At 52.7% G+C, this 22,363-nt stretch carries 11 protein-coding genes; 7 read left to right on the top strand and 4 right to left on the bottom strand.

Annotation, left to right across the window (positions count from 1 at the left end; all coding sequences use genetic code 11):
* Nucleotides 1-33: 33 nt before the first annotated feature.
* Complete coding sequence (locus tag T325_RS10265) at nucleotides 34-699, bottom strand: LysE family translocator (protein WP_036913263.1); 666 nt, start codon at nucleotides 697-699, stop codon at nucleotides 34-36.
* Between the two features lie 165 nt (nucleotides 700-864).
* On the opposite strand from T325_RS10265, the gene T325_RS10270 reads away from it, so the two are divergent.
* The 6 genes from T325_RS10270 (at nucleotide 865) to T325_RS10295 (ending at nucleotide 14,652) form a co-directional block, all read left to right on the top strand.
* Nucleotides 865-1,851, top strand: a complete 987-nt coding sequence (locus tag T325_RS10270) for an ROK family protein (RefSeq protein WP_036913267.1) — start codon at nucleotides 865-867, stop codon at nucleotides 1,849-1,851.
* 27 nt (nucleotides 1,852-1,878) lie between these two features.
* Complete coding sequence (locus T325_RS10275) at nucleotides 1,879-3,666, top strand: glycoside hydrolase family 2 protein (protein WP_036913270.1); 1,788 nt, start codon at nucleotides 1,879-1,881, stop codon at nucleotides 3,664-3,666.
* An 18-nt stretch (nucleotides 3,667-3,684) separates the two neighbouring features.
* Entirely contained in the window at nucleotides 3,685-4,476 is a 792-nt protein-coding gene (gene trpC / locus T325_RS10280) for an indole-3-glycerol phosphate synthase TrpC (protein ID WP_036913273.1), read from the top strand.
* 112 nt (nucleotides 4,477-4,588) lie between these two features.
* On the top strand, nucleotides 4,589-9,355 hold the full coding sequence (locus T325_RS13025) for a glycoside hydrolase family 88 protein (RefSeq protein ID WP_081911181.1): 4,767 nt from the start codon (nucleotides 4,589-4,591) through the stop codon (nucleotides 9,353-9,355).
* Nucleotides 9,356-9,515: 160 nt separating this feature from the next.
* Complete coding sequence (locus tag T325_RS10290; RefSeq protein WP_036913276.1) at nucleotides 9,516-12,536, top strand: SusC/RagA family TonB-linked outer membrane protein; 3,021 nt, start codon at nucleotides 9,516-9,518, stop codon at nucleotides 12,534-12,536.
* A 19-nt stretch (nucleotides 12,537-12,555) separates the two neighbouring features.
* Complete coding sequence (locus tag T325_RS10295; RefSeq protein WP_036913720.1) at nucleotides 12,556-14,652, top strand: RagB/SusD family nutrient uptake outer membrane protein; 2,097 nt, start codon at nucleotides 12,556-12,558, stop codon at nucleotides 14,650-14,652.
* 277 nt (nucleotides 14,653-14,929) lie between these two features.
* Here T325_RS10295 and xyl3A read toward each other — a convergent pair whose 3' ends face one another.
* Nucleotides 14,930-17,512 carry a xylan 1,4-beta-xylosidase gene (gene xyl3A, locus T325_RS10300; RefSeq protein WP_036913279.1) on the bottom strand — a complete coding sequence of 861 codons (2,583 nt, stop codon included), beginning with the start codon at nucleotides 17,510-17,512 and terminating at the stop codon, nucleotides 14,930-14,932.
* Nucleotides 17,513-17,728: 216 nt separating this feature from the next.
* On the opposite strand from xyl3A, the gene T325_RS10305 reads away from it, so the two are divergent.
* Nucleotides 17,729-19,072 (top strand): histidine-type phosphatase, encoded by a 1,344-nt coding sequence (locus T325_RS10305; protein WP_051949840.1) that lies wholly within the window; start codon nucleotides 17,729-17,731, stop codon nucleotides 19,070-19,072.
* Here T325_RS10305 and T325_RS10310 read toward each other — a convergent pair.
* Both T325_RS10310 and T325_RS10315 read right to left on the bottom strand, forming a co-directional pair.
* Nucleotides 19,062-20,456 (bottom strand): glycoside hydrolase family 88/105 protein, encoded by a 1,395-nt coding sequence (locus tag T325_RS10310; protein WP_036913282.1) that lies wholly within the window; start codon nucleotides 20,454-20,456, stop codon nucleotides 19,062-19,064. The two genes, T325_RS10305 and T325_RS10310, sit on opposite strands and share 11 nt — an antisense overlap.
* A gap of 7 nt (nucleotides 20,457-20,463) precedes the next feature.
* On the bottom strand, nucleotides 20,464-22,359 hold the full coding sequence (locus tag T325_RS10315) for a rhamnogalacturonan lyase (RefSeq protein WP_369794049.1): 1,896 nt from the start codon (nucleotides 22,357-22,359) through the stop codon (nucleotides 20,464-20,466).
* Nucleotides 22,360-22,363: the final 4 nt, after the last annotated feature.

Here is a 22,363-nt window from a genome sequence, read left to right on the forward strand (position 1 = left end):
TCCTAAAAAAATCTATACATAAAAAAGCATCACTTAGAAGAAACGCACCAGATTGGTGGTTGTTCCCAAGAGCATAATCACCGAACCGATAATCACGGCAACGCCGATAGCCTGATTGATAATCTTGATGCCGTTGTTATCGAACTTCGTACGAATCTTATCGACCAGCCATGTGAGGCCCCACCACCAGAGCAGCGCACCGCCCACAATGCTCGCAAAGCCCACCAGCATCTCGAAAGGATGGTTGGGCAGCACAAACGCGAACTGGGCATACATGGCCAGAAACAGGAATACGATAAGCGGATTAGAGAAGGTTACGAGAAAGGCCGTCCACGCGTTATACCAAAGCGAACCCTTCTGCAGGCCTGACTGGTGCATCTTTCTCGTCGGATCGGAACGGTAAGTGTAAAGACCGAAACAGAGCAGCATGATACTACCTGCGATCTGAAGATAGAAGCGATTCTGGTCATTGGTAATGAAGTCCATCACGAACGACATACCGAAACCTGCGAATGCTGCATATATAATATCGCTAAAGGCTGCGCCAAACCCTGTGGCAAGACCAAACCACCGGCCTTTGTTCAGCGTGCGCTGAACACACAGGATACCTACCGGCCCCATAGGGGCACTGGCAATTACCCCGATCATCATCCCCTTGAAGATGAAATCTAATATATTTATTGGTACATGAAACGGCATAACGGGTGCAAAGGTACAAAAAAAGGCTGAAACGGGAAAGAAAACAAAGGTTTTTCACAAAAGGGAATCGTTAATTTCCGTAAAAATGAGAGATATCCGCAAGTTTTTCTTTACCTTTGTGGCTTGTAAGCGAAAAATCAAAATAAAAATAAAACTATAACAATCATGAATGAACAAAATGCATTGCTAAAGCCGTATGTTATCGGCTTAAACTTAGGAGGAACAAACTCTGTATTCGGCATCGTAGATTCCCGAGGCGACATCAAGGCCACCACAGCCATCAAAACCGGTGGTTATGAGAAGGTTGAGGACTATGTTGATGCTTGTGTAGATGCCCTGCAGGTCATTATCGACCAGGTTGGCGGCATCGAGAAGATCAAAGCCATGGGTATCGGTGCTCCTAACGGAAACTTCTATAACGGAACCATTGAGTTCGCTCCAAACCTGCCATGGGCTCACGATGGCGTAGTGCCCCTCGCCAAGATGTTCAGCGACAAGCTGAATGGCATTCCCGTTGCCCTTACCAACGATGCCAATGCCGCTGCTATCGGCGAGATGGTCTATGGTGTGGCCCGCGGTATGAAGAACTTCATCGTCATCACCCTTGGAACGGGTGTAGGCTCTGGTATCGTGGTAAACGGCCAGCTGCTCTACGGACACGACGGTTTTGCCGGTGAGTTGGGACACGTGACAATGGTTCGCGGCGAAGAAGGCCGTCTCTGCGGTTGCGGTCGTACTGGTTGTCTGGAGTGCTACTGCTCAGCAACAGGTGTAGCACGCACTGCCCGTGAGATGCTGGCAAAGACCACCCGTCCGAGTCTGCTTCGCGAGATGAATCCCGATGATATCACCTCACTCGACGTATCCATCGCTGCAGGCAAGGGTGACGAACTGGCCAAGGAGATTTATGAGTTCACAGGTAAGATGCTGGGTGAGGCCTGCGCCGACTTCGCAGCCTTCTCATCGCCTGAGGCATTCATCTTCTTCGGCGGTATGGTTAAGGCCGGCGAACTGATTATGAAGCCCATACGCGAAGCCTACAACGAGCACGTGCTGAAGATATTCAAGAACAAGGCACAGTTCCTGGTTAGCGGACTTGACGGCGCTTCTGCAGCTGTACTCGGTGCTTCAGCTATCGGCTGGGAGGTTTAACAAGAAGAAACAAGGAAAGACTAAACAATGAAAAAACTACTATCTACTACTCTGCTGCTCATGGTCTCAGGACTATGGGCAGCAGCCCAAGAGGTGCCACAGATTGCCAATGTCATGGCCAGACAGACTACGTCGCTGAATGGTGAATGGAACTACATCGTGGATGTTCAGGAAGAAGGCTATTACGACTACCGCATGAACCCTATGCGTTCGGGATTCTTCGTCAACGCAAAGCCACAGCGCCCTGAGGATCTGATTGAGTATGACTTCGACAAGAACCCCACACTGAAGGTCCCTGGCGACTGGAACACACAAGACGACAGACTGTTCTTCTATGAGGGAACGGTATGGTACAAGAAGAGTTTTGAATACCACCCGCAGGCGGGCAAGCGCACACTGCTCTACTTTGGAGCGGTGAACTATGATGCGCACGTCTACGTGAACGGTCAGAAGGCCGGTCACCATCAGGGCGGCTTCACACCGTTCAACTACGATGTGACCGACTTCATGAAAGACGGAGAGAACGTGGTCATCGTGAAGGTTGACAACAAGCGCCATGCCGAGGATGTACCCACACAGATATTCGACTGGTGGAACTATGGCGGCATCACGCGCGACGTCTGTCTCGTCACCGTTGAGCCGACCTACGTTGAGAACTACAAACTGCAGTTGAAAAGCTTAGAAGGCAGATTAGTGAACTTCAGCGTGAAGCTGAATCGTGAAGAGGCAGGGAGACTTGTGACGCTAAGCATTCCTGAGCTGAAGATAAAGAAGACCCTCACCACGGCTGCCGACGGCACAGCCAGCATCAGCATGAAAGCCAAGCCTCAGCTATGGTCGCCCGAGAACCCTAAATTATATAAGGTGGAAATCAAGCTGGGCGAAGAAACCATCTGCGACGAGATAGGTTTCCGCACCATTGAGACAAAAGGCAAGCAGATTCTGCTGAACGGTCAGCCCATCTTCCTGAAGGGGATCAGCATTCATGAGGAAAAACCCAACGGCGGCGGACGCGCCAACTCTACGGAAGATGCGCATACGCTCCTGTCATGGGCCAAGGAACTGGGCTGTAACTTCGTACGTCTGGCTCACTATCCCCATAATGAGTATGCTGTTCGTGAAGCAGAGCGCATGGGTATGCTCGTATGGTCGGAGATTCCATGCTACTGGACGATTGCCTGGACAAACCCAGACACCTATGCCAATGCAGAGCGCCAGCTGACCAATATGATACTTCGCGACCAGAACCGTGCTAACGTCATCATCTGGAGCGTGGCCAATGAGACCCCGCACTCTGAAGCACGCGACGCTTTCCTCAGCAAGCTGGCCAAACGTGCCAGAGCTTTGGACGACAGCCGTCTGATCTCCATGGCTATGGAGGTGACCTCGGCATCGAACTATCACAACAAGTTGCAGGACAACATGCACGAATATGTTGATGTGGTCAGCTTCAACCAGTATATCGGCTGGTATCGCGATGTGAACGACGCACCGAAGATGACATGGGAGATTCCATACGAGAAGCCTGTCATTATCAGTGAGTTTGGAGGAGGCGCCAGATACGGTCTGCATGGCGAGAAGAACCAGCGATGGACTGAGGAATTCCAGGAGAATCTGTATCAGGAGAACACGGCTATGCTCGACAAGATCGATGGTCTGGCAGGTACCACCCCATGGATCCTGAAGGACTTCCGCTCACCACGTCGCGTGCTCACAGGCATTCAGGACTTCTACAACAGGAAAGGCCTCTTCAGCGATAATGGCGAGAAGAAGAAAGCCTTCTTTGTGCTGAAAGACTGGTATAGCAAGAAATAATCATCAACATAGACCAATATGGCAGATATCTTAGAAGAAATCGTTGCAAACAAAAGAAAAGAGGTAGAGGTATTCAAGCAAGAGCTTCCTTTTGCTCTGTTGGAAGAGAGAGTGAACAACATCAAAGGCGGTCTCTCAATATCCATGTCAGCCAACCTAAGGAACTCTGGTTCCGGCATCATAGCCGAGTTCAAGCGCAAGTCACCGTCGAAAGGATGGTTCAGCAAAGAGGCATCGATCAAGGTGATTGGCAAGAGCTATGAGGAAAACGGTGCCACGGCGATGAGCGTGCTGACCGACACCAAATACTTCGGTGGAAGTCATCAGGATCTGACAGACGCCCGTATGGCAGACATCAAGCTGCCCATACTGTATAAGAACTTCATCATCGACGAATACCAGCTGTATCAGGCCAGACTGTATCAGGCCAACACGGTTCTTCTGATAGCTGCCTGTCTGTCGAAAGACGAATGCAGACAACTGATAGCAAAGGCTCACGGACTGGGTCTGGAGGTGCTATTGGAGATGCATACGGAGGCAGAGACCGAATATGCGGAACTGGAGCCCGACATGTGCGGCATCAACAACCGCAACCTCGGTACCTTCGTGACCGATGTCAACAACTCCATCCGCCTGGCAGGGCTTCTGCCCGACAACATCGTCAAGGTGAGCGAGAGCGGCCTGTCGAACCCAGAGACCGTGAAGATGCTAAGAGGACTCGGTTTCAGAGGTTTCCTGATGGGAGAACACTTCATGACGCAACCTGACCCGGGAGCTGCCCTGAGTCAGTTTATAGCAAAACTGCAATAACACAAGAGGGGAACGATAACGTTTACGTTATTTTTCCCCTTTTTTAGTTCATGGTCTCACACTTTATTCGTATCTTTGCACAGCAAACTACTAGAAATAAATAATGTACTGTATGAAGAAGTATTTTCAATTACTGGCACTTTGTCTGCTGTTCCCCATGACCCTGTCGGCTCAAGGCTGGAACGACGCAGAATACAAACAGATAGAGCAAAGCATCCGTGTACCGCAGTTCGCAAACAAGACGTATCTGATTACGAAGTACGGGGCAAAGGAGACGAATGCCGCCGCACAGAACCAGAAAGCCATCCAGAAAGCCATCGACCTCTGTTCAAGGAAAGGCGGCGGTAAGGTCGTTGTACCTGCCGGGCATAAGTTTCTGACCGGAGCTATCACACTGAAGGACGGTGTAAACCTGGAAGTGCAGGAGGGAGCCGTACTTGAGTTTGTTTTCCTACCCGAGTTATACCCGATCGTTGAGACATCATGGGAAGGGCTGGAGTGCTTTAACCTCTCCCCATGCGTATATGCCTTTAAAGCCAAGGATATTGCCATCACCGGTAAGGGCATCATCGACGGTGGCGGCAGCAACGACACCTGGTGGCCCTGGAACGGCAGTCCGCGCTTCGGATGGAAAGAGGGCATGATCAGTCAGCGCGGTGGCTCACGTGCCCGTCTGCTGAAGAACGGCGAGGACGGCATCCCCATGTATAATGAGAAAGGCGAGCGTTCACCAGAACGTGTGTTCGGTGCGAAAGACGGACTGCGCCCACAGCTGGTGAGCTTCAATAAGTGCGAGGGCATCCTGCTGGAGGATATCACCCTGCTACGCTCTCCTTTCTGGGTGATTCACCCCCTCCACTCTACCGACATCACCGTACGACGTGTAAAGATGATCAACGATGGTCCTAATGGCGACGGCTGTGACCCGGAGTGCTGTGACCGCGTACTGATAGAAGACTGCTTCTTTAATACCGGCGACGACTGTATTGCCATCAAGAGCGGGCGCAACCGCGACGGCCGAGAGCGTAACATGCCCTCGAAGAATATCATCATCCGCAACTGTGAGATGAGAAACGGGCATGGCGGTGTCGTTGTCGGTTCTGAGATCTCTGGCGGTTGTCAGAATGTCTATGCCCACGACTGTGTGATGGACTCTCCTGAGCTGGAGCGTGTGCTGCGCATCAAGACCAACAGCTGCCGCGGCGGTATCATCGAGAACATCAACATGAAGAACATCAAGGTGGGTGTCTGCAAAGAGAGTGTGCTGAAGATCAACCTCGACTATGAGCACAACGAGATCTGCTGCCGTGGCAACTACCCTACCGTGCGTAATGTCTATATGGAGAATGTCACCAGCGAGAAGTCACAGTACGGTGTACAGATTATCGGGCTCGAAGAAGACACCTACGTCTATGACATCAACGTCAAGGACTGTCATTTCAACGGTGTGAAAGACGGAAACCTCATGAGCGGCAAGACGCGTAACATCAACTTCGACAACCTTTTCATCAATGGCAGTCTGGCTTTGCTCAAAGCCCCTTACGAGCATTACTCCGAGTGGCTCACCTATTCTGAGATGAAAAGGACACCGAAGTCCTACCTCCTCGACTTTGCCAAAAAGCCCCGATGGAGCTATGTGATGGGTATCGAACTGGAATCGATGCTCGACACCTACCTGAGATACGGTGGTGAGGACATCCGCAAGTACTGTCAGGAATATACCGACACCATGATCAATGCCCGAGGCGACATCCGTACTTACAAGATTGAGGACTATAACCTCGATCAGATTCGTACCGGTCACTTTGTGGCTCGCATGTATCAGCTCTATCCGGAGAAGAAGAACCTGCTGGCCATACAGACCCTGATGAAACAGCTGAAGGACCAGCCCCGCACCATTCAGGACAAGGTATTCTGGCACAAAGCCATCTACAGCTATCAGGTATGGCTCGACGGCATCTTCATGGGACTGCCCTTCTATACCATGACAGCCCGCGACCTGCTGAAAGCCAAGGACGCCAGGAGAATCTATGACGACGCCGTCGATCAGATTACCGTGACCTATCAGCGCACATACGATCCAAAGACTGGATTGAACCGTCATGCCTGGGATGAGACCAAGGAGATGTTCTGGGCTGACAAGGAGACAGGACAGACCCAGCACTGCTGGGGAAGAGCGCAGGGTTGGTTCTCGATGGCACTCATCGAGCTGCTTGATGCCCTTCCCGAGAGCTACGCGCGTCGTGCCGAGGTCATCGACCTGCTACAAAAGGACCTTGACGCCATCATCAAGTGGCAGGACAAGGACAGCGGCGTCTGGTATCAGGTGATGGATGAACCCGGACGCGAGGGCAACTATCTCGAAGCCACCTGTTCCTCCATGTTTGCCTATGTGCTGTTGAAGGCCTACAACAAAGGCTATCTCGGTACCAAGTACCGCGATGCAGGCATCAAAGCCTATCAGGGTATTATCAAGAACTTCATTCGTGTGAATGCCGACAAGACCATTTCCCTGACAAAATGCTGCGAGGTGGCAGGCCTGGGACCCGGTGTCAGTGCGAAAGTGCTGAAGGCGGCTCCCAACGTCAAAGAGAACAAACGGCGCGACGGCTCGTTTGAGTACTATATCAGCGAACCTGTACGCGACAACGATGCCAAGGGCGTAGGTCCGTTTATCTGGGCATCACTTGAGATAGAGAAGTTAGGATATAATATAAACAACGTGACGGCCTCCATAGACCGTCACGCTGTTGTTAATCGTAATAACCCCGTCATCACCGAGGCTGACAGGCTGTCGTCTCTCTCAGTGGGCAACGGCCACTTTGCCGCAACGGTCGACGTGACAGGTCTGCAGAGCTACCCTTTTGAGTATGAGACAGGTGTGCCCCTGAACACGATGTCGGACTGGGGATGGCATGAGTTTGAGAACACCAAGGGACTGACACCACAGGAGAGTGAGAAAGCCTTCGACTTCGGACACGGCCATCAGGAAGTCTACGCCGTGGAATACAAGAAGGATGAAGACGGGCGCCACAAGGAGGCTACGGAATATTTCCGTATCAATCCCCACCGCCTGAACCTTGGTACGATTGGCCTCAGCCTCAAAGACAAGCAGGGACAACCGCTGTCTCTGGCATCACTCAAGGCTATCCGTCAGGAACAGAAACTATGGGACGGGGAAATAGAATCGACCTTCAGAGCCGATGGCGAACAGGTGGAGGTAAGCACGGGCGTTCACCCAGACAAAGACGCCCTCTATGCCAGGATCAAGAGTAACCTGCTGAGAGACCAGCGGGCAACCGTCACACTGCGTTTCTCCTATCCGACAGGAAAACATGCCGATGACGCCAATGACTGGACGAAGGCAGAAAAGCACCAGTCTGTCGTCATCAGTCAGGACAACCACTCTGCACTCATCAGGCGGACGCTCGACAAGACCGTCTACTACGTACGTCTTCAGTGGGAAGGTCACGCAACGCTGCAAGTCTGCGACAATCATGTGTTTGAGTTGACGACAACCGACGACGTTCTGACTTTTGCCGCAGAGTATCTGAACGAGGCTCCTGCAAAGGCCATTGCCTATGAGTACGATCAATATCACAAGGCCACCCTGCGCCATTGGAACCACTGGTGGAAGGCAGGTGCCATCGTTGACTTCTCCCAATGCACAGCCCTGCAGGCCAAGGAATTGGAGCGAAGGGTGGTTCTCTCACAATACCTCACCCAGATCAACTGCGCCAACAACATGCCGCCACAGGAGACCGGACTGACGTATAACTCATGGTTCGGACGCCCCCATCTGGAGATGACCTGGTGGCACGTGACAGACTTTGCCTTATGGAACCGTCCTGAAACCGTTGCGCAGATTCTGAGATGGTATAACGATACCGCATACCCTGTCGCACGCCAGATTGCTGAGCGCCAGGGGTTCAAAGGCGTGCGTTGGATGAAGATGACCGACCCATGGGCCGGTGAGGCACCCTCTAACACGGGTTCCTTCCTCATCTGGCAGCAACCCCATTACATCTATCTGGCCGAAGAGATGTACCGGGCCAGGCCATCGGCAGAGACCCTGAAGACCTACGGCGAGCAGGTAGAAGCCACTGCCGAGTTTATGGCCGATTTCGTGACCTTCGATAAAAAGACCGGGCGCTATCAGCTCAGGGGAGCCACTGCCATGCAGGAATCCATCACCAAAGACATTGCCCATAACCAGCCCTTCGAACTCGCCTACTGGCAGTATGGTCTGGCAGTAGCACAACAATGGCGTGAACGCCAGGGTAAACAGCGCATCGCACTTTGGGATGATATCATCAACAAGCTCTCGCCCCTCCCCGAAGCTGGCGGCATCTATACTGCCGGAACACCCCTTGGCGGCACCATTATCTCAGAAGCCTTCGATCCCTTCGACGCCACAGGCAAACCCGCCCAGACCTTCGCCGACAAATGTCGCAACGACCACCCTGCCGTTCTGGGTGCCTGCGGTATGCTGCCCAGCGAGAACACCCCTTATACCTTATTATATGATAAAGAGCGAATGAAGCAGACGCTCAACTGGGTGATGCAGAACTGGAACTGGCAGACCACATGGGGATGGGACTACGGTATGATAGCCATGACTGCCGCCCGTCTGGGCGATCCAGAGACAGCCCTCAAGGCCCTGCTCATCGACAGTCAGAAAAACGCCTATCTACCCAATGGCCATAATTTCCAGACCCCAGATCGCCTGCGCATCTATCTGCCGGGCAATGGCGCCCTGCTCACCGCCATCGCCATGATGTGTGCCGGTTGGGACGGCTGCACCGAGCCCCTCAACCCGGGCTTCCCCCACGACGGCACCTGGAACGTCCGCTGGGAGGGATTGCAGAGAATGCAGTAAACAGATATCTAACGTAAACGTTTGCAGGAGAAAATCGATATGTTTTAGTATTATTTCATATAATAATCCGTAACTTTGTAGCCAATATATGAAATCTAGAATTATAAACTTAAAATATCTCTTTTAATAATTTATTTATCTATAACTAAAACTAACGTGTATGAATCATCAAATCAAAAGAGCCTCTATGGCTTTGCTTTTGTCTGTGTTCTGCTTCGTAGCTTACGCTCAGAAGTCAGTCACGGGTACAGTGAAGGATGCTACAGGTGAGCCCATGATTGGTGTAAGTATTCTCGTAGACGGCACTACCATCGGCGCAGTGACCGACTTCGACGGTAACTTCACCATCAAGGACGTTCCTGAGAAGAGTGTCCTGAAGATCTCTTACATCGGTTACAAGGATCAGAAGATCGACGTGGCTGGTAAGAGCAGTATCAATGTAACCATGCAGGAAGACGCTGCAGCCCTCGATGAGATCGTGGTTGTGGGTTACGGTACGATGAAGAAGAAGGACCTGACGGGTTCGGTTTCAAGTGTGAAGACCGAAGACCTGGCTAAGGTTGCCGGTGCCAACGCCCTGGCTGCCATGCAGGCTAAGGTTCCTGGCGTAGACCTTCAGCAGAGTAACGGCGGTCAGGCCGGTGAAGGCGTGAGCATGACGCTCCGTGGTAACCGTTCACTGCTAGCAGGTAACGGGCCATTGGTTATCGTCGACGGTGTGGAGTACGGCTCTACTCTTGACATCCCCGCCAGCGACATCGAGTCGATGGACATCCTGAAGGATGCCGCCTCTACCGCTATCTACGGTACCAAGGGTGCCAACGGTGTTATCCTGATTACCACCAAGCGCGGTTCTGCTGGCCGCACCAAGGTCAGCTTTAACGGCTATCTGTCGTTCAACAGCGCTACCGGTATCGTGAAGCCCATGTATGGCGACAAGGAGGTGCAGCGTCTCATCGACAAAAAGAACTACGAGGATGCTGCAGCTAACGGCTGGAACTTCACCAACTCGGCTACTGCTGCCGACGTGCTGACCTTCAACCTCGAAGACGGTACACCGACACTTGACATCTACAACAACAAGAGCTATACCGACTGGCTCGACATGGTGCTCGACAGCAGTGTTTCGCAGAACTACGAGGTATCAGTCCAGGGTGGTAACGAGAAGACGAACTTCAACATCTCTCTGGCTGCCATGGACGACAAAGGTCTGCTGAAGGGCGATGAGTACAACCGCTACACAGGTCGTGTGAACATCGACCACCAGATCAATAAGATCGTAAAGGTAGGTGCCAGCCTCTCTTATGCTTACAAGAGCAACGACAAGATGGCCGGCGGCGTATTCAACCAGGCACAGAAGATGACCACCATCACCCACGCCTACCTCAACGACGGCAGCATCAACGCGACACCTAACCCCTGGTATGCCGCCCACTGTTCGCCGCTGCTCAACGACGATGGCGCCTACCAGCGTAACATCGAGAGCAGCCGCTTCTTCGGCAGCGCTTATCTGCAGCTGAACCCCATCAAGGGCATGACGCTGAAGTCGCAGTTCACCGCCGACCGCAGCACCTCTCGCGACGGTCAGTATCAGGACTATCACAGTCAGGTTCGTTATCAGAGCCCTACAACGACCTATATCAGCAATGACCGCAGCACTGGAACGAAATATGTATGGCAGAACACCGCCAACTACAACAAGGAGATTGGCAAGCACGACTTCACCGTTCTGCTCGGTCATGAGATGTCGCAGTATGTTTCAGAGACCAGCAGCATCAGCGGTGACGCTGGTTCTGAGAGCTATAAGAAGAGTGCTTTCTACGATGTGAGCAAAATTGGCACTCCTACTGTTTCTACCAGCTACGTAAAGAGCTCTATGCTGTCATTCTTCGGACGTGTGAACTACTCGTTCGATGGTAAGTACCTGCTGCAGGCATCAGTACGTGCCGATGGTAGCTCAGTACTCGCCGAGGGTCACAAATGGGGTTACTTCCCCTCTGTATCTGCCGGCTGGCGCCTCTCAGAGGAGAGCTTCATGGCAGGCACCAAGTCTTGGCTCGACAACCTGAAGTTCCGCGTATCATGGGGTCTCTCTGGTAACTCCGCCATCTCGGCCTATCAGACACTGGCAACCATCTCTTCTATCGTTCCCAACTCTACCGACAAGGCACCCATGACCATGGCTAACCCCGATCTGACATGGGAAAAGACCGCCGCTCTGGACTTCGGTCTCGACTTCGCCATCCTGAACGGTCGCGTTTATGGTAGCATCGACTACTACAACAGCAACACCTACGACCTGCTGTACTACAAGACCGCACCTCCCTCATCGGTATTCACCAGCACCATCTCTAACGTCGGTAAGACCAAGGGCAGCGGTATCGAGATCTCGCTGGGTGCAGTACCCGTTAAGACCAAGGACTTCACCTGGGACCTGACAGCATCAGCAACATTTGCCAAGGACGAGGTAAAGGAACTGGCCGACGGTATCGAGCAGTTTGTCGATGGTATCAACATCCTGAAGGTTGGCGAGCCTGTATCAGCATACTATGCATACGACATGGACGGCTGCTGGGGTATCGGCGAGTTCGACCAGTACCTGGCTGCTCACCCCGGTTTCGAGAAGCCACAGGCTGACTACGGCGATCCCGGTACACCGAAGGTTGTCGACACCAACGGCGACAACAAGATCGACGACGCCGACAAGATTGTCTACAACCGCTCACCGAAGGCTATTCTCGGTCTGGGAACCACCCTTACCTATAAGGATTTCTCACTGAGCATTCAGACCATGGCCCGTCTGGGTGGCTACCTGAGCTACAGCGGCTACGGTCTCTACCTCTACGACAACGCAAACTGGGGCGACCTGAGCTATTGGACTCCCGACAATCAGGGTGCCGACATACCTTCTCCTGGATGCGCAGGTGCTACACCAACCTTCTACAAGAGCGCCATCCAGATCCAGAAGGGCGACTACTTCAAGATCAAGGACATCACCCTGAGCTACAATCTGCCGAAGAATATCGTGAAGAAGGCATTCATCAGTAATGCACGTATCTACTGTTCTCTGAAGAACTACTTCACCTTCAGTCACTTCGACAACTACGACCCTGAGCGTGGCGGTGCTGTAAACTTCCCGCTGATGAAGCAGGCTGTAGTAGGTCTTAACGTAACTTTCTAATCCAATAATGAGTATCGATATGAAAAAGATATTAAGCATGTTATTTGCTGCCACAGCCATTGGCTTCGGCGCAACCTCCTGCTCAGACTTCCTGGAGGAGGACAACAAGACTGGTGAGACTGCCGACCTGGCGTACAACACCATATCGGGTATCGACGGACTGATTCAGTCAGCTTACACCTACACACACGGCTGGTGGGGTAAGGAACCGTCACTCGGACTGTCTGAGATGGGCAGCGACCTGTTCTATTTTGGTTACGACAACAAGCAGAAGTCTATGCTGAAGTATGACATCTCTGCAGAGGCACTTGGCAGCAACGTGGCCGACAACCCCTGTCTCGACGAATACTGGGAGATGTTCTATGCCGGTGTCGACGTATGTAACAACGCCCTGAAGTATGTGCCCGAGTGCAGCGTGATTGACGACAACAAGAAGGCAGCCTACCTGGCTGATGCCTACTTCCTCCGTGCGCTCTACTACTCACAGATGGTAGCTCTGTGGGGTCCGATTCCCTATAACTCAGAGCCAGTGAACAGCATCAACAACACACCTGTACGTGTGCCGGAGGCTGAGGTATATGCCAATATCCTCGCCGACCTGAAGCTCTCGATGGAGAACTATAAGAAGGCCAACGTCATGACTGCCAAGGCAGCCACCGGTACCGGTCGCGCCTACTACTATTCTGCCGAGGCGCTCTATGCCCGTGTAGCACTCTACGCTGCTTCATGGCTGGGACAGAGCCAGTACTACAACGAGGCCCTGACTGCCGCTACCGATGTTATCAACAACTCGGGTGCCAAGTTCTACAGCCGCTACAGCGACACCTGGAACATGAATAACGAGGAGGCTACCGTTAACACAGAGAACCTCTTTGCCGTTCACTATTCAAACGACCTCTCAGCAGGTCGCGACAACTGCGTGCCCTACCGTTACTCTGGCGGTGGTACAGGTCAGTACAACTCGCTCATCACCCGTACAGGCTATGGCCGTCAGGGTGGTAGCGCCACTCACCTGATGTTCCCTTCACTGTGGAACAACGGATGTGACGACATCGGTCCTAACGGACAGACAGACAAGTCGATCTTCTTCCGTATGGCTGCCGGTAAGACCACCATCAAGAGTAAGATGACAGGCGAGAACATTGAGTGCGGCAAATACTACTCTCCCTACGGACGCGGATTCACCCGTTACCTGCCCTCACTCTACTTCTGGCAGCTGCTGGAGAGCGTGAAGGAGACCGACCAGCGCTACAACGGCACACTGCTTACCAGCTACCGCATTCCTTACGAGCTGTCGCAGAACGCTGCAAACTACCCAAAGATGGGTGAACAGGAGTTCAAGGACTACGAAGAGGCTTACAAGGAAGACGGCAACTATTTCAACGGTGGTGGTATCGCCATCCTCTACAGCATCCTCGACGGTGACTCTGAGGAAGGTAAGGCCCTCCAGGCTGAGGCTAAGGACAAGTACCGTCTGCAGTTTGCTTATGGTGGTGACATCCCCGTTTACACCAGCGGCGATCCTAAGACCGCTCTGCCCACCGAGGGTGGCAAGGCTGTTTCGGATGTATATGGCGACGCCCGCTACAAGAGTGAGAAGATCGAAGGCCGCCGTTCATACCCTTGCATCAAGAAGTACCTCGACGACCAGTACAATGCCAACTATCCCACTCACGACCTGAGCTATCGCGACATCATGGTGCTCCGTCTGGCAGAGATGTACCTCATCAAGGCTGAGGCCGAGCTCGCTACCGGCGGCAACGCTCTGGCTACGATCAACGAGCTGCGCAAGGCCCGTGCCATCAGTGGCAAGGACAACACCATCAGCGGCACCGTCGACATCGAGACTATCCTGAAGGAGCGCGCCCTCGAGCTCTGCGGTGAGTACCAGCGCTGGTTCGACCTGAAGCGTACCCACACGCTCATCAGCCACGTGAAGGCTTACAACGCACAGGCCAGCGGCAACATCGACGTGAAGCATTACTACCGTCCTATTCCTCTCAACGAGCTGGAGGCTGTAACCAACCGTGCTTCAGTATCAGTTGCTCAGGATGCAAACGGCGTACTGCAATACACTTCTACAGCAGAAGGTATGTGGCAGAACCCAGGCTATTAATCCTACAGATTAAGATAAGCTGAATAAGAAAGGTGCGTTCCGTTTCAGGGACGCACCTTTCTTTTCCATGCCCTACTTCGGGCAATGATATTTTTCCTCAGACACTCACTGTAAAGCTACGGTTCACAGCTGTGGATGTCGCCTACATTCAAGAAGTCCTTGTAGGCAGGATATTCAGAACCGCTATAACCGCTGACCACCAGCACATGATATTCAGGTCTTTCAGCAGTTTATTGATTCTGCTATGACGTTATTGTTATCGTCAGCACCAAGTTGATTACCTGATGCTGACAACAATCTTCTTCTGGTCTCTGTCGTCGCTGGAGTTGCCAACCATGAGCTCATACTTACCAGGAACGACCCGCATGGTGTTGGTCTTGACATCCCAACCCTCGAAGCAATTACGGGGCAGATCGATGGTGACATTCTTCGACTCTCCAGGCTTAAGGGACACCTGCTGATAGGCACGGAGCGTCTTCAGCGGACCTTCCTTGTCGGACAGATTGCGGATATAAACCTGAACAGTCTCAAGCCCCTCCTTGTCTCCCGTATTTCTCACGTTCACGCGCAGTTTCTGACCGTTATACGAGGGCTTACCTATCTCAAACCGCGTGTAGCTCAGTCCGAAGCCAAAGGGGAAGAGGGCCTCACCCTGATAATAGCGGTAAGTACGGTTCTTCATCGTATAATCGAGGAAATCGGGCAGTTCGTCGGTATTCTTATAAAAAGTCACAGGCAGTTTGCCGCTGGGGTTATAGTCGCCATAGAGCACTTCTGCCAAAGCCGTTCCACCTTGTTCGCCGCCATACCATGCCTGAATAATGGCATCGCACGATTCGAGTTCGGGCGTGAGCGCCATTGCCGAGCCAGAGCAATTGACGAAGACAACCTTTTTCCCTGCCTGATGAAGCATGGCCAACGTCTCGCGCTGAGCCTTAGGCAGTTCGATACTGGTGCGGTCGCCTCCCTTGAAGCCTTCTTCGTTGACACGCATCTCCTCGCCTTCGAGTTTGGGCGAGATACCGCCAACAAAGACAACCGTCTCTGTGTCGCCAATCTGTGCCAGCAGTTCCTGATGGGTAGGTGCCACCTTATGCTGGATATCGAAGCCAAGGAACGCAAAACCGCCCTCCTGCACATAGTCTATCTGTACGCGGTAGTGCTGTCCTGCCTTTACCTCCATCTCCTTCTGAGCGCCCTGGATGCGCTGACGCACCTGCCAGATGTTCACAAGCGTATCGCCATTTACGATGAGGCGCACCTTGTCATCGCCATTGATGCTGAAGATGACCGTCTCGTCTCTTGTAGGTATGAAGGTGGCATCCAGACGGGCAGAGAAGTTCTCAAGGTTCACACCAGGCGCAAATACAGTGTTACCGCCATTGCTCAGCATGATGGGCGACGTGAAGTTAGCCGTGGCAGCTGGCACTCCCTGCATCTCTGTATTATTATAATAGGTGGCCTGCATGCCTTTACCACCAAGAGGTGATTTCAATTCGCCAAACCGGCTCTCAAAGACCTCATTACGGGTCAGTCCGCATCCACTGATGAACTCGGCCTGTGGTGCCAGAGTCTGAATGCCTTCGAGGGCAGTAACGGTGCGAGTGGCGAAACCGGAGTAGTTGCCCCACTGCATCACACTGTCGACGGCATTAGCACCGAGCACAACAACCTTTGCGCTTTTCCGGAGAGGCAGCACGTTGTTTCTGTTCTGTAACAGTACGATGCTCTTACGGGCCATATCGAGCGCCAGTTGCTTATGGGCATCACAAGCCACGACACTCTCAGGAATCTTCGTCCACGGGTTCAAGTCATCACTATCGAGGTCGCCCAGTTCGATACGGGCTATCAGTAGGCGGCGCAGACTTCTGTCGAGATCGGCCTCCTTGATATCACCACGGCGCACGGCCTCGGGCAGATTCTTATATTCCGAACCGCACTCCACATCAGTTCCAGCCAAGACGGCCTGAGCAGAGGCTTCTGCCTGATCCTTGGCCGTATTATGCCATTTAGGCAGGAAATCCCGAATGGCACCACAGTCGCTCGTGATCAGTCCGTCGAAGCCCCATTCGTCGCGCAGGATCTGCTGCTCATAGCGGGTCTGTGAACAGCAGGGCTGTCCGTCTATACGCTGATAGGCACACATCACCTCAGCCACCTTGCCCTCCTGCACCAACGCCTTAAAGGCAGGAAGATAGGTTTCCCAGAGATCACGCTCGGGCAGATTCTCCACATTGAACTCATGGCGGTTCCACTCCGGACCACTATGTACGGCGAAATGCTTGGCACAGGCCAGCAGTTTGCGATACTTGCTGATACCGAGGTCCTCACCGTTATAGCCTACCCCTTGCAGACCGCGCACCACAGCCAGTCCCATCTTCGATGTCAGATAAGGGTCTTCACCATAGGTCTCCTGTCCACGTCCCCAACGGGGATCACGGAAGATATTGATATTCGGTGTCCAGAACGACAGGCTCTGATAGCGTTGGATGTCGCCGCTACGCTTAGCCTGTTGGGCTTTTACACGAGCCTCGTCGCTCACAGCCGTAAACACTTGGTGAAGCAGGGCATCATCCCACGAAGCAGCCATACCCATTGTGATGGGGAAAACGGTGGCGAAGCCATTGCGGCCGATGCCATGGAGCGCCTCGTTCCACCATTGGAACTGCGGGATGCCCAGTCGTTCGATGGCGGGAGATGTGTCCATCATCAGACTGACTTTTTCATCAAGGGTCAGTCTGCCTAACAGATCGTCGGCACGCTGGGAAGCAGTGAGATTTACATTCTGATAAGGAAGCATCTGGGCATGAAGGCCTGCCGCCAAACCAAGGCAGCACAGCAAAGAGAGTAGTTTGTTCATATTCGACTTTGTTTTGATAATCTTGAAATTATTGTTTTTGTTATTTCTGCGACAAAGTTACGAAAAGTCGAGAGCAAAACAAAGGAACTCGTTCCTTTTTTTGCCGAGACGGAGTAATTTCGCCATCTTTGATGGCAAAGTTACGAAAAAAAAAGAAGAAACATACCATATTCTATTTTTTTTCATATCTTTGTGGTCAGAAACATCTAAGGACCAATGAAACAAAAAAGACAATGGATACTGGCTGCCATCCTGACTTTATGGTGCAGCAGCGCAACAGAGACTTGGGCTCAGTTGCAAAGAACAGAGGATTTTCATAGTCGCTACACGCTGACAGAAGCGGTGGTACTGAGTCGTCACAACATACGATCTCCACTGTCGGGGCCCGAATCGGCACTTGGCAGAATCACACCCCACGAATGGTTCGACTGGTTGTCGGCACCAAGCGAACTGTCGCTACGAGGCGGCGTGCTGGAGACAATGATGGGACAGTACTTCCGCAAGTGGCTCGTGAGCGAGGGACTGATGAAAGAGAACGAGACACCAGCCGAAGGGACCATGCGTTTCTATGCCAACTCCATGCAGCGCACCATCGCCACAGCACAGTACTTCTCGTCGGGCATGCTGCCCGTGGCCAACATCGCCATCGAGCACCATTACGATGTGGGGACGATGGACCCTGTTTTTACACCACAATTGACTACCGTGAGCGATGACTATCGTGAGCGAGCACTACAACAGATAGCTGAACTTTTCGGCAATGGCGAGATGGCTGGTATTGGACAGAAGATGAGTGCCAGCTACGCGCTACTGGAGCAGGTGCTCGACATCAGTCGGAGTATGGCCTGCCAGCAGGGTGACACCTGCAACTTCAAGACCGACGACACGGTAGTGAAACTGGAACTGAACAAAGAGCCTGGCATGACGGGCGGACTGAAGCTGGCGTGCTCGGCTGCCGACGCTTTAGTATTGCAATACTATGAAGAGTCCGACAAACAGAAGGCAGCCTTCGGTAAAAACCTGAATGAAGAAGACTGGAAGAAGCTGGCCTCTATTCTGAGCAGGTATGGCGAGGTGCTGTTTACCGCTCCCCTGATAGCCGTCAACGCGGCTCATCCGCTCTTACAGGAGATGCTGACCGAGCTGCAGACTGAGGGGCGTCACTTTACGTTTCTCTGCGGTCACGACTCCAACATCGCCAGTGTGCTGGCTGCCTTAGGTGTGAGTGACTATGAGCTGAAAGGGGCCATAGAACAGAAGACACCCATAGGATGTAAACTCGTTGTGGAGAAATGGCTCGGAACCGACGGCAAGGAATATGCAGCACTGAACCTCTGCTATCAGAGTGTAGACCAACTGCGGCAGCTTCAGTTGCTGACACTAGAGAACCCACCTGCTGTGTACAGTCTGCGACTGGAGGGACTAACCGCCAATGACGACGGACTCTATCTGCTGTCTGACCTGAAGAAACGACTTCAGGAGCGGATAGACGAATACGACTCGCTGACAACGGGCATAACCACTACACGCCAAGAAGTGGCATCGCCGATTAAAACCTGAGACTGCCGTCGTAATTGAAGATAGACTTATCGGTATCTACCTCCTGATCGTAGAAATGAACGGCACTGTCGTTCATCTTAGGATGCTGGGTCTGAATCAACTTGATAATCTCTGCTCCAGCCCAAAGGGTCGGACCATAACCATGAGCAGCCATCACGTGGACAGGGCGATAGGCGTAGAAAGCAGCATCGAAAGCCATGCCTGTGCCTACACATACATTCTCTACCTGTCCATTCTCATTGACAGAAGCATTCACCGCCTGCCAGCCAAGAAGCGCTATTGGTCCGAAGGCCTTGGCATCGAGCCAGCCTTGATTAACAGCATGAGCCAAGCAATAGGTATAGATGGCTGTAGCAGAGGCTTCAAGATAGGTATCACTGCGGTTGAGCAACTGATGCCAATAGCCGTCATGATGCTGGAGTGCTGCCAGAGAGGTGGCGTGGGCCTTGAGCAGTTTCAGGATGTCAGCACGCTGGGGATGATCCTGCGGCAATACGTCGAGAACCTCACACATCGTCAGGATGGCCCAACCGTTGGCACGTCCCCAGAAAAAGGCGGGATGAGGATCCATCGACTCCACCCAACCATGACGGAACAGTCCCTTCTCGGGAACCCACATACGACTGGCAAACTGAAGCACCTGACGGGCAGCCTCATCGTAATACCCACCGTCGCCAGTGAGACGCCCCATATAAGCCACGGTAGGAATACCCATAAACATATCGTCGAGCCACACGGTATTCTTCTGTGGACGGAGGCGGGCAAAGGTGCCATCGCTCAAACGATACTCTTTGTTCATGATATAGTCGGCATAATTGTCGATGAGTGGGCGCAGAGGCTGTTTGGCATCCCTGAGCAACGACTTGATCATGGAACAGCATACGGCTCCCGCGTCGTCGAGGGCATGCGGATCGATGACCCTGCGGATATTCACATCAATGGTCTTATGCTTGGCATACACCTTCTGAGCGACAGGGAAAAGAGCTGCCAACAGCTGGTGGCGACGGGTGACATAAGCGAGATAAGCCTCATCGCCCGTAGCGTCGTAAGCAGCCAGCACACCAGAGTAGGTGACGCCCCACTCATAGCTGGTAAGGCGGAAGCCGCCCTGCTTCAGTTGGGTATCAGCATCGAAATCCTTCAGACTCACCTCTCTGCCCGTTGACTTATCGACCAGCAGAGCCGGGGTCTCCGCATCAATATAGCGGAGTACACGATCCATGGTCTGTTTCACGCTCTCGGCCGTCGGAATGCCATAGCCCAACTTGTAAGCGGGCTTCATGAGATGGAGCGGTGTGTTGTTATCGTTGATCTGCGCTCTTCCAGACAAGGGGAGAAGAGTAAAAAGACAAAAGAGCGAAGGGAATATTATTCTTGTTCTCATAACGTTTTTATTTCAGGAATGGATTAACGGTATTGTCAGGCCCCAGATAGAAACCGGGTTCTGAGGGTTGGTTATACCCTACGTTCTGAGCTGCCACTGAGAGACGATAGGGAATGTCCTGCATCAGGCAGTTGATGCGGTAGTCGGTAGGGATGGGCGATACGAAGATACGCAGTTCACTGCTGTCAGGCGTGCGTGCTATCACCTCCTCACGCCAGTCGCCCAGGATATCAGCCGACAGACATGGATTCGACTTGGTGCCGTTGTTGAACACCACACCTGGGAATCTCACCACATCGATGATAGCATGATTGGTCCAGTCGTACTTCGAAACGGTTTCGCGGTCGAGCAGTTCACGCAACAAGTCACCATCCCACCAGATACCAAAGTTGACCGAGAGGTGGCGCCCGTTGAGTATGAGATGCTGCTGGTGCTGGGGATCGTCGGGGTCTTGTGCTGAATAGATGACTTCGCCCTTGATATTACGGATGCCATGACTGTCGCTGCTCCACATCTCAAGTCCAGGATTAGCAGGATCGATATCAGCTGCCATACAACGGCCTACATCGCTCTTCGAAGGTACCTGGAAAATCACCTTACCAGTGGCGGCATCGCGGAGTTCTGAGCCGTCGCGACGGTTCTCATGACAATCCCACACCTGAAGGCGTGTGCTCCGGGGGTCAAAGGCCATCAGATGGATGGCATCACCATGCCCCATGCCTGTGTTATAGAGTCCACGGCCATCATGATCGACAGCCATCGAGCCGTAGGTAATCTCGTCACAGCCATCACCATCGACATCGGCCACACGCAGGTTATGATTTCCTTGTCCTGCATAGCTGGCCCACTCTGGTTTGTCGGTATCGAACACCCAGTGCTGACGAAGTTCATGTCCATCCCAATCCCAAGCCGCAATCACAGTACGGGTGTAGTAGCCTCGGCAGAAAATGGCAGAGGCATGTCTGCCATCGAGGTAGCCCACGCCAGCCAGCATACGGTCGGAGCGGTTGGCATAGCTGTCGCCCCAGTCCATCAGATTGCCACGCTCAGGGATATAGGGTTTGGAGTCCATCACCTCGCCAGTGAGTCCGTTGAACACACTAATGAATTCCGGACCTGCAAGGATGCGGCCTGTCATGGGTCGTTCCTGACGATTATACTTACCCCACTCCTTCTCGGGTGTGGGATTCTGAGCATCGGGCTGCGGACGATAGCGATAGTCGGCAAGGCTATCACCTATGACACGGCCCTTTGAGTCGCGGGTGCCGTCAGCAGTACGGACAATAAACTCTGCGCACCCGTCGCCATCAAGGTCATATATAATAAAAGGTACGTAGTGGGCACCACTACGAATGTTGATTCCCATATCGATACGCCAAAGCAGTGTGCCGTCAAGACGATAGCAATCGAAAAGCGTAGGACCAGTAAAGCCATCGTGAGCATTGTCGTGAGCGTTGGTGGGGTCCCACTTCAGGATAATCTCATATGCTCCGTCGCCATCGACATCAGCCACCGAGGCATCGTTGGCAGTATAACTATAAGAACGCCCGTCAGGGGTTACGCCGTCAGCAGGTTTCTGAAGTTTCACAGGAAGATAGTCTTCGGGGGCATCGGCTGCTAGGACGTACTTTCCTTTTCTGCCACCTCCTCGCACCTCATAGACGGCACCACCACTCAAAGGCTGCTCATCGATGAAGAAGGTACCACCCTTCTTCAATGGACTCTTGTTAAGTTTCTGACCGTTACGGTATACGTCGTATGGCTCTCCTACCCTATCCGACATCAGCGTTCGCCAACTGAGAATGACCTTTCCCTTTTGGGGAATGGCAACAACACCACGATCGAGATGTTCGATATTCATCTTCGTTAAGTTATAATGGGGGCCTTCACTTCCACAAGGCATCTCA

The sequence above is a fragment of the Prevotella sp. FD3004 genome (assembly GCF_000746155.1).
Lineage (GTDB): Bacteria > Bacteroidota > Bacteroidia > Bacteroidales > Bacteroidaceae > Prevotella.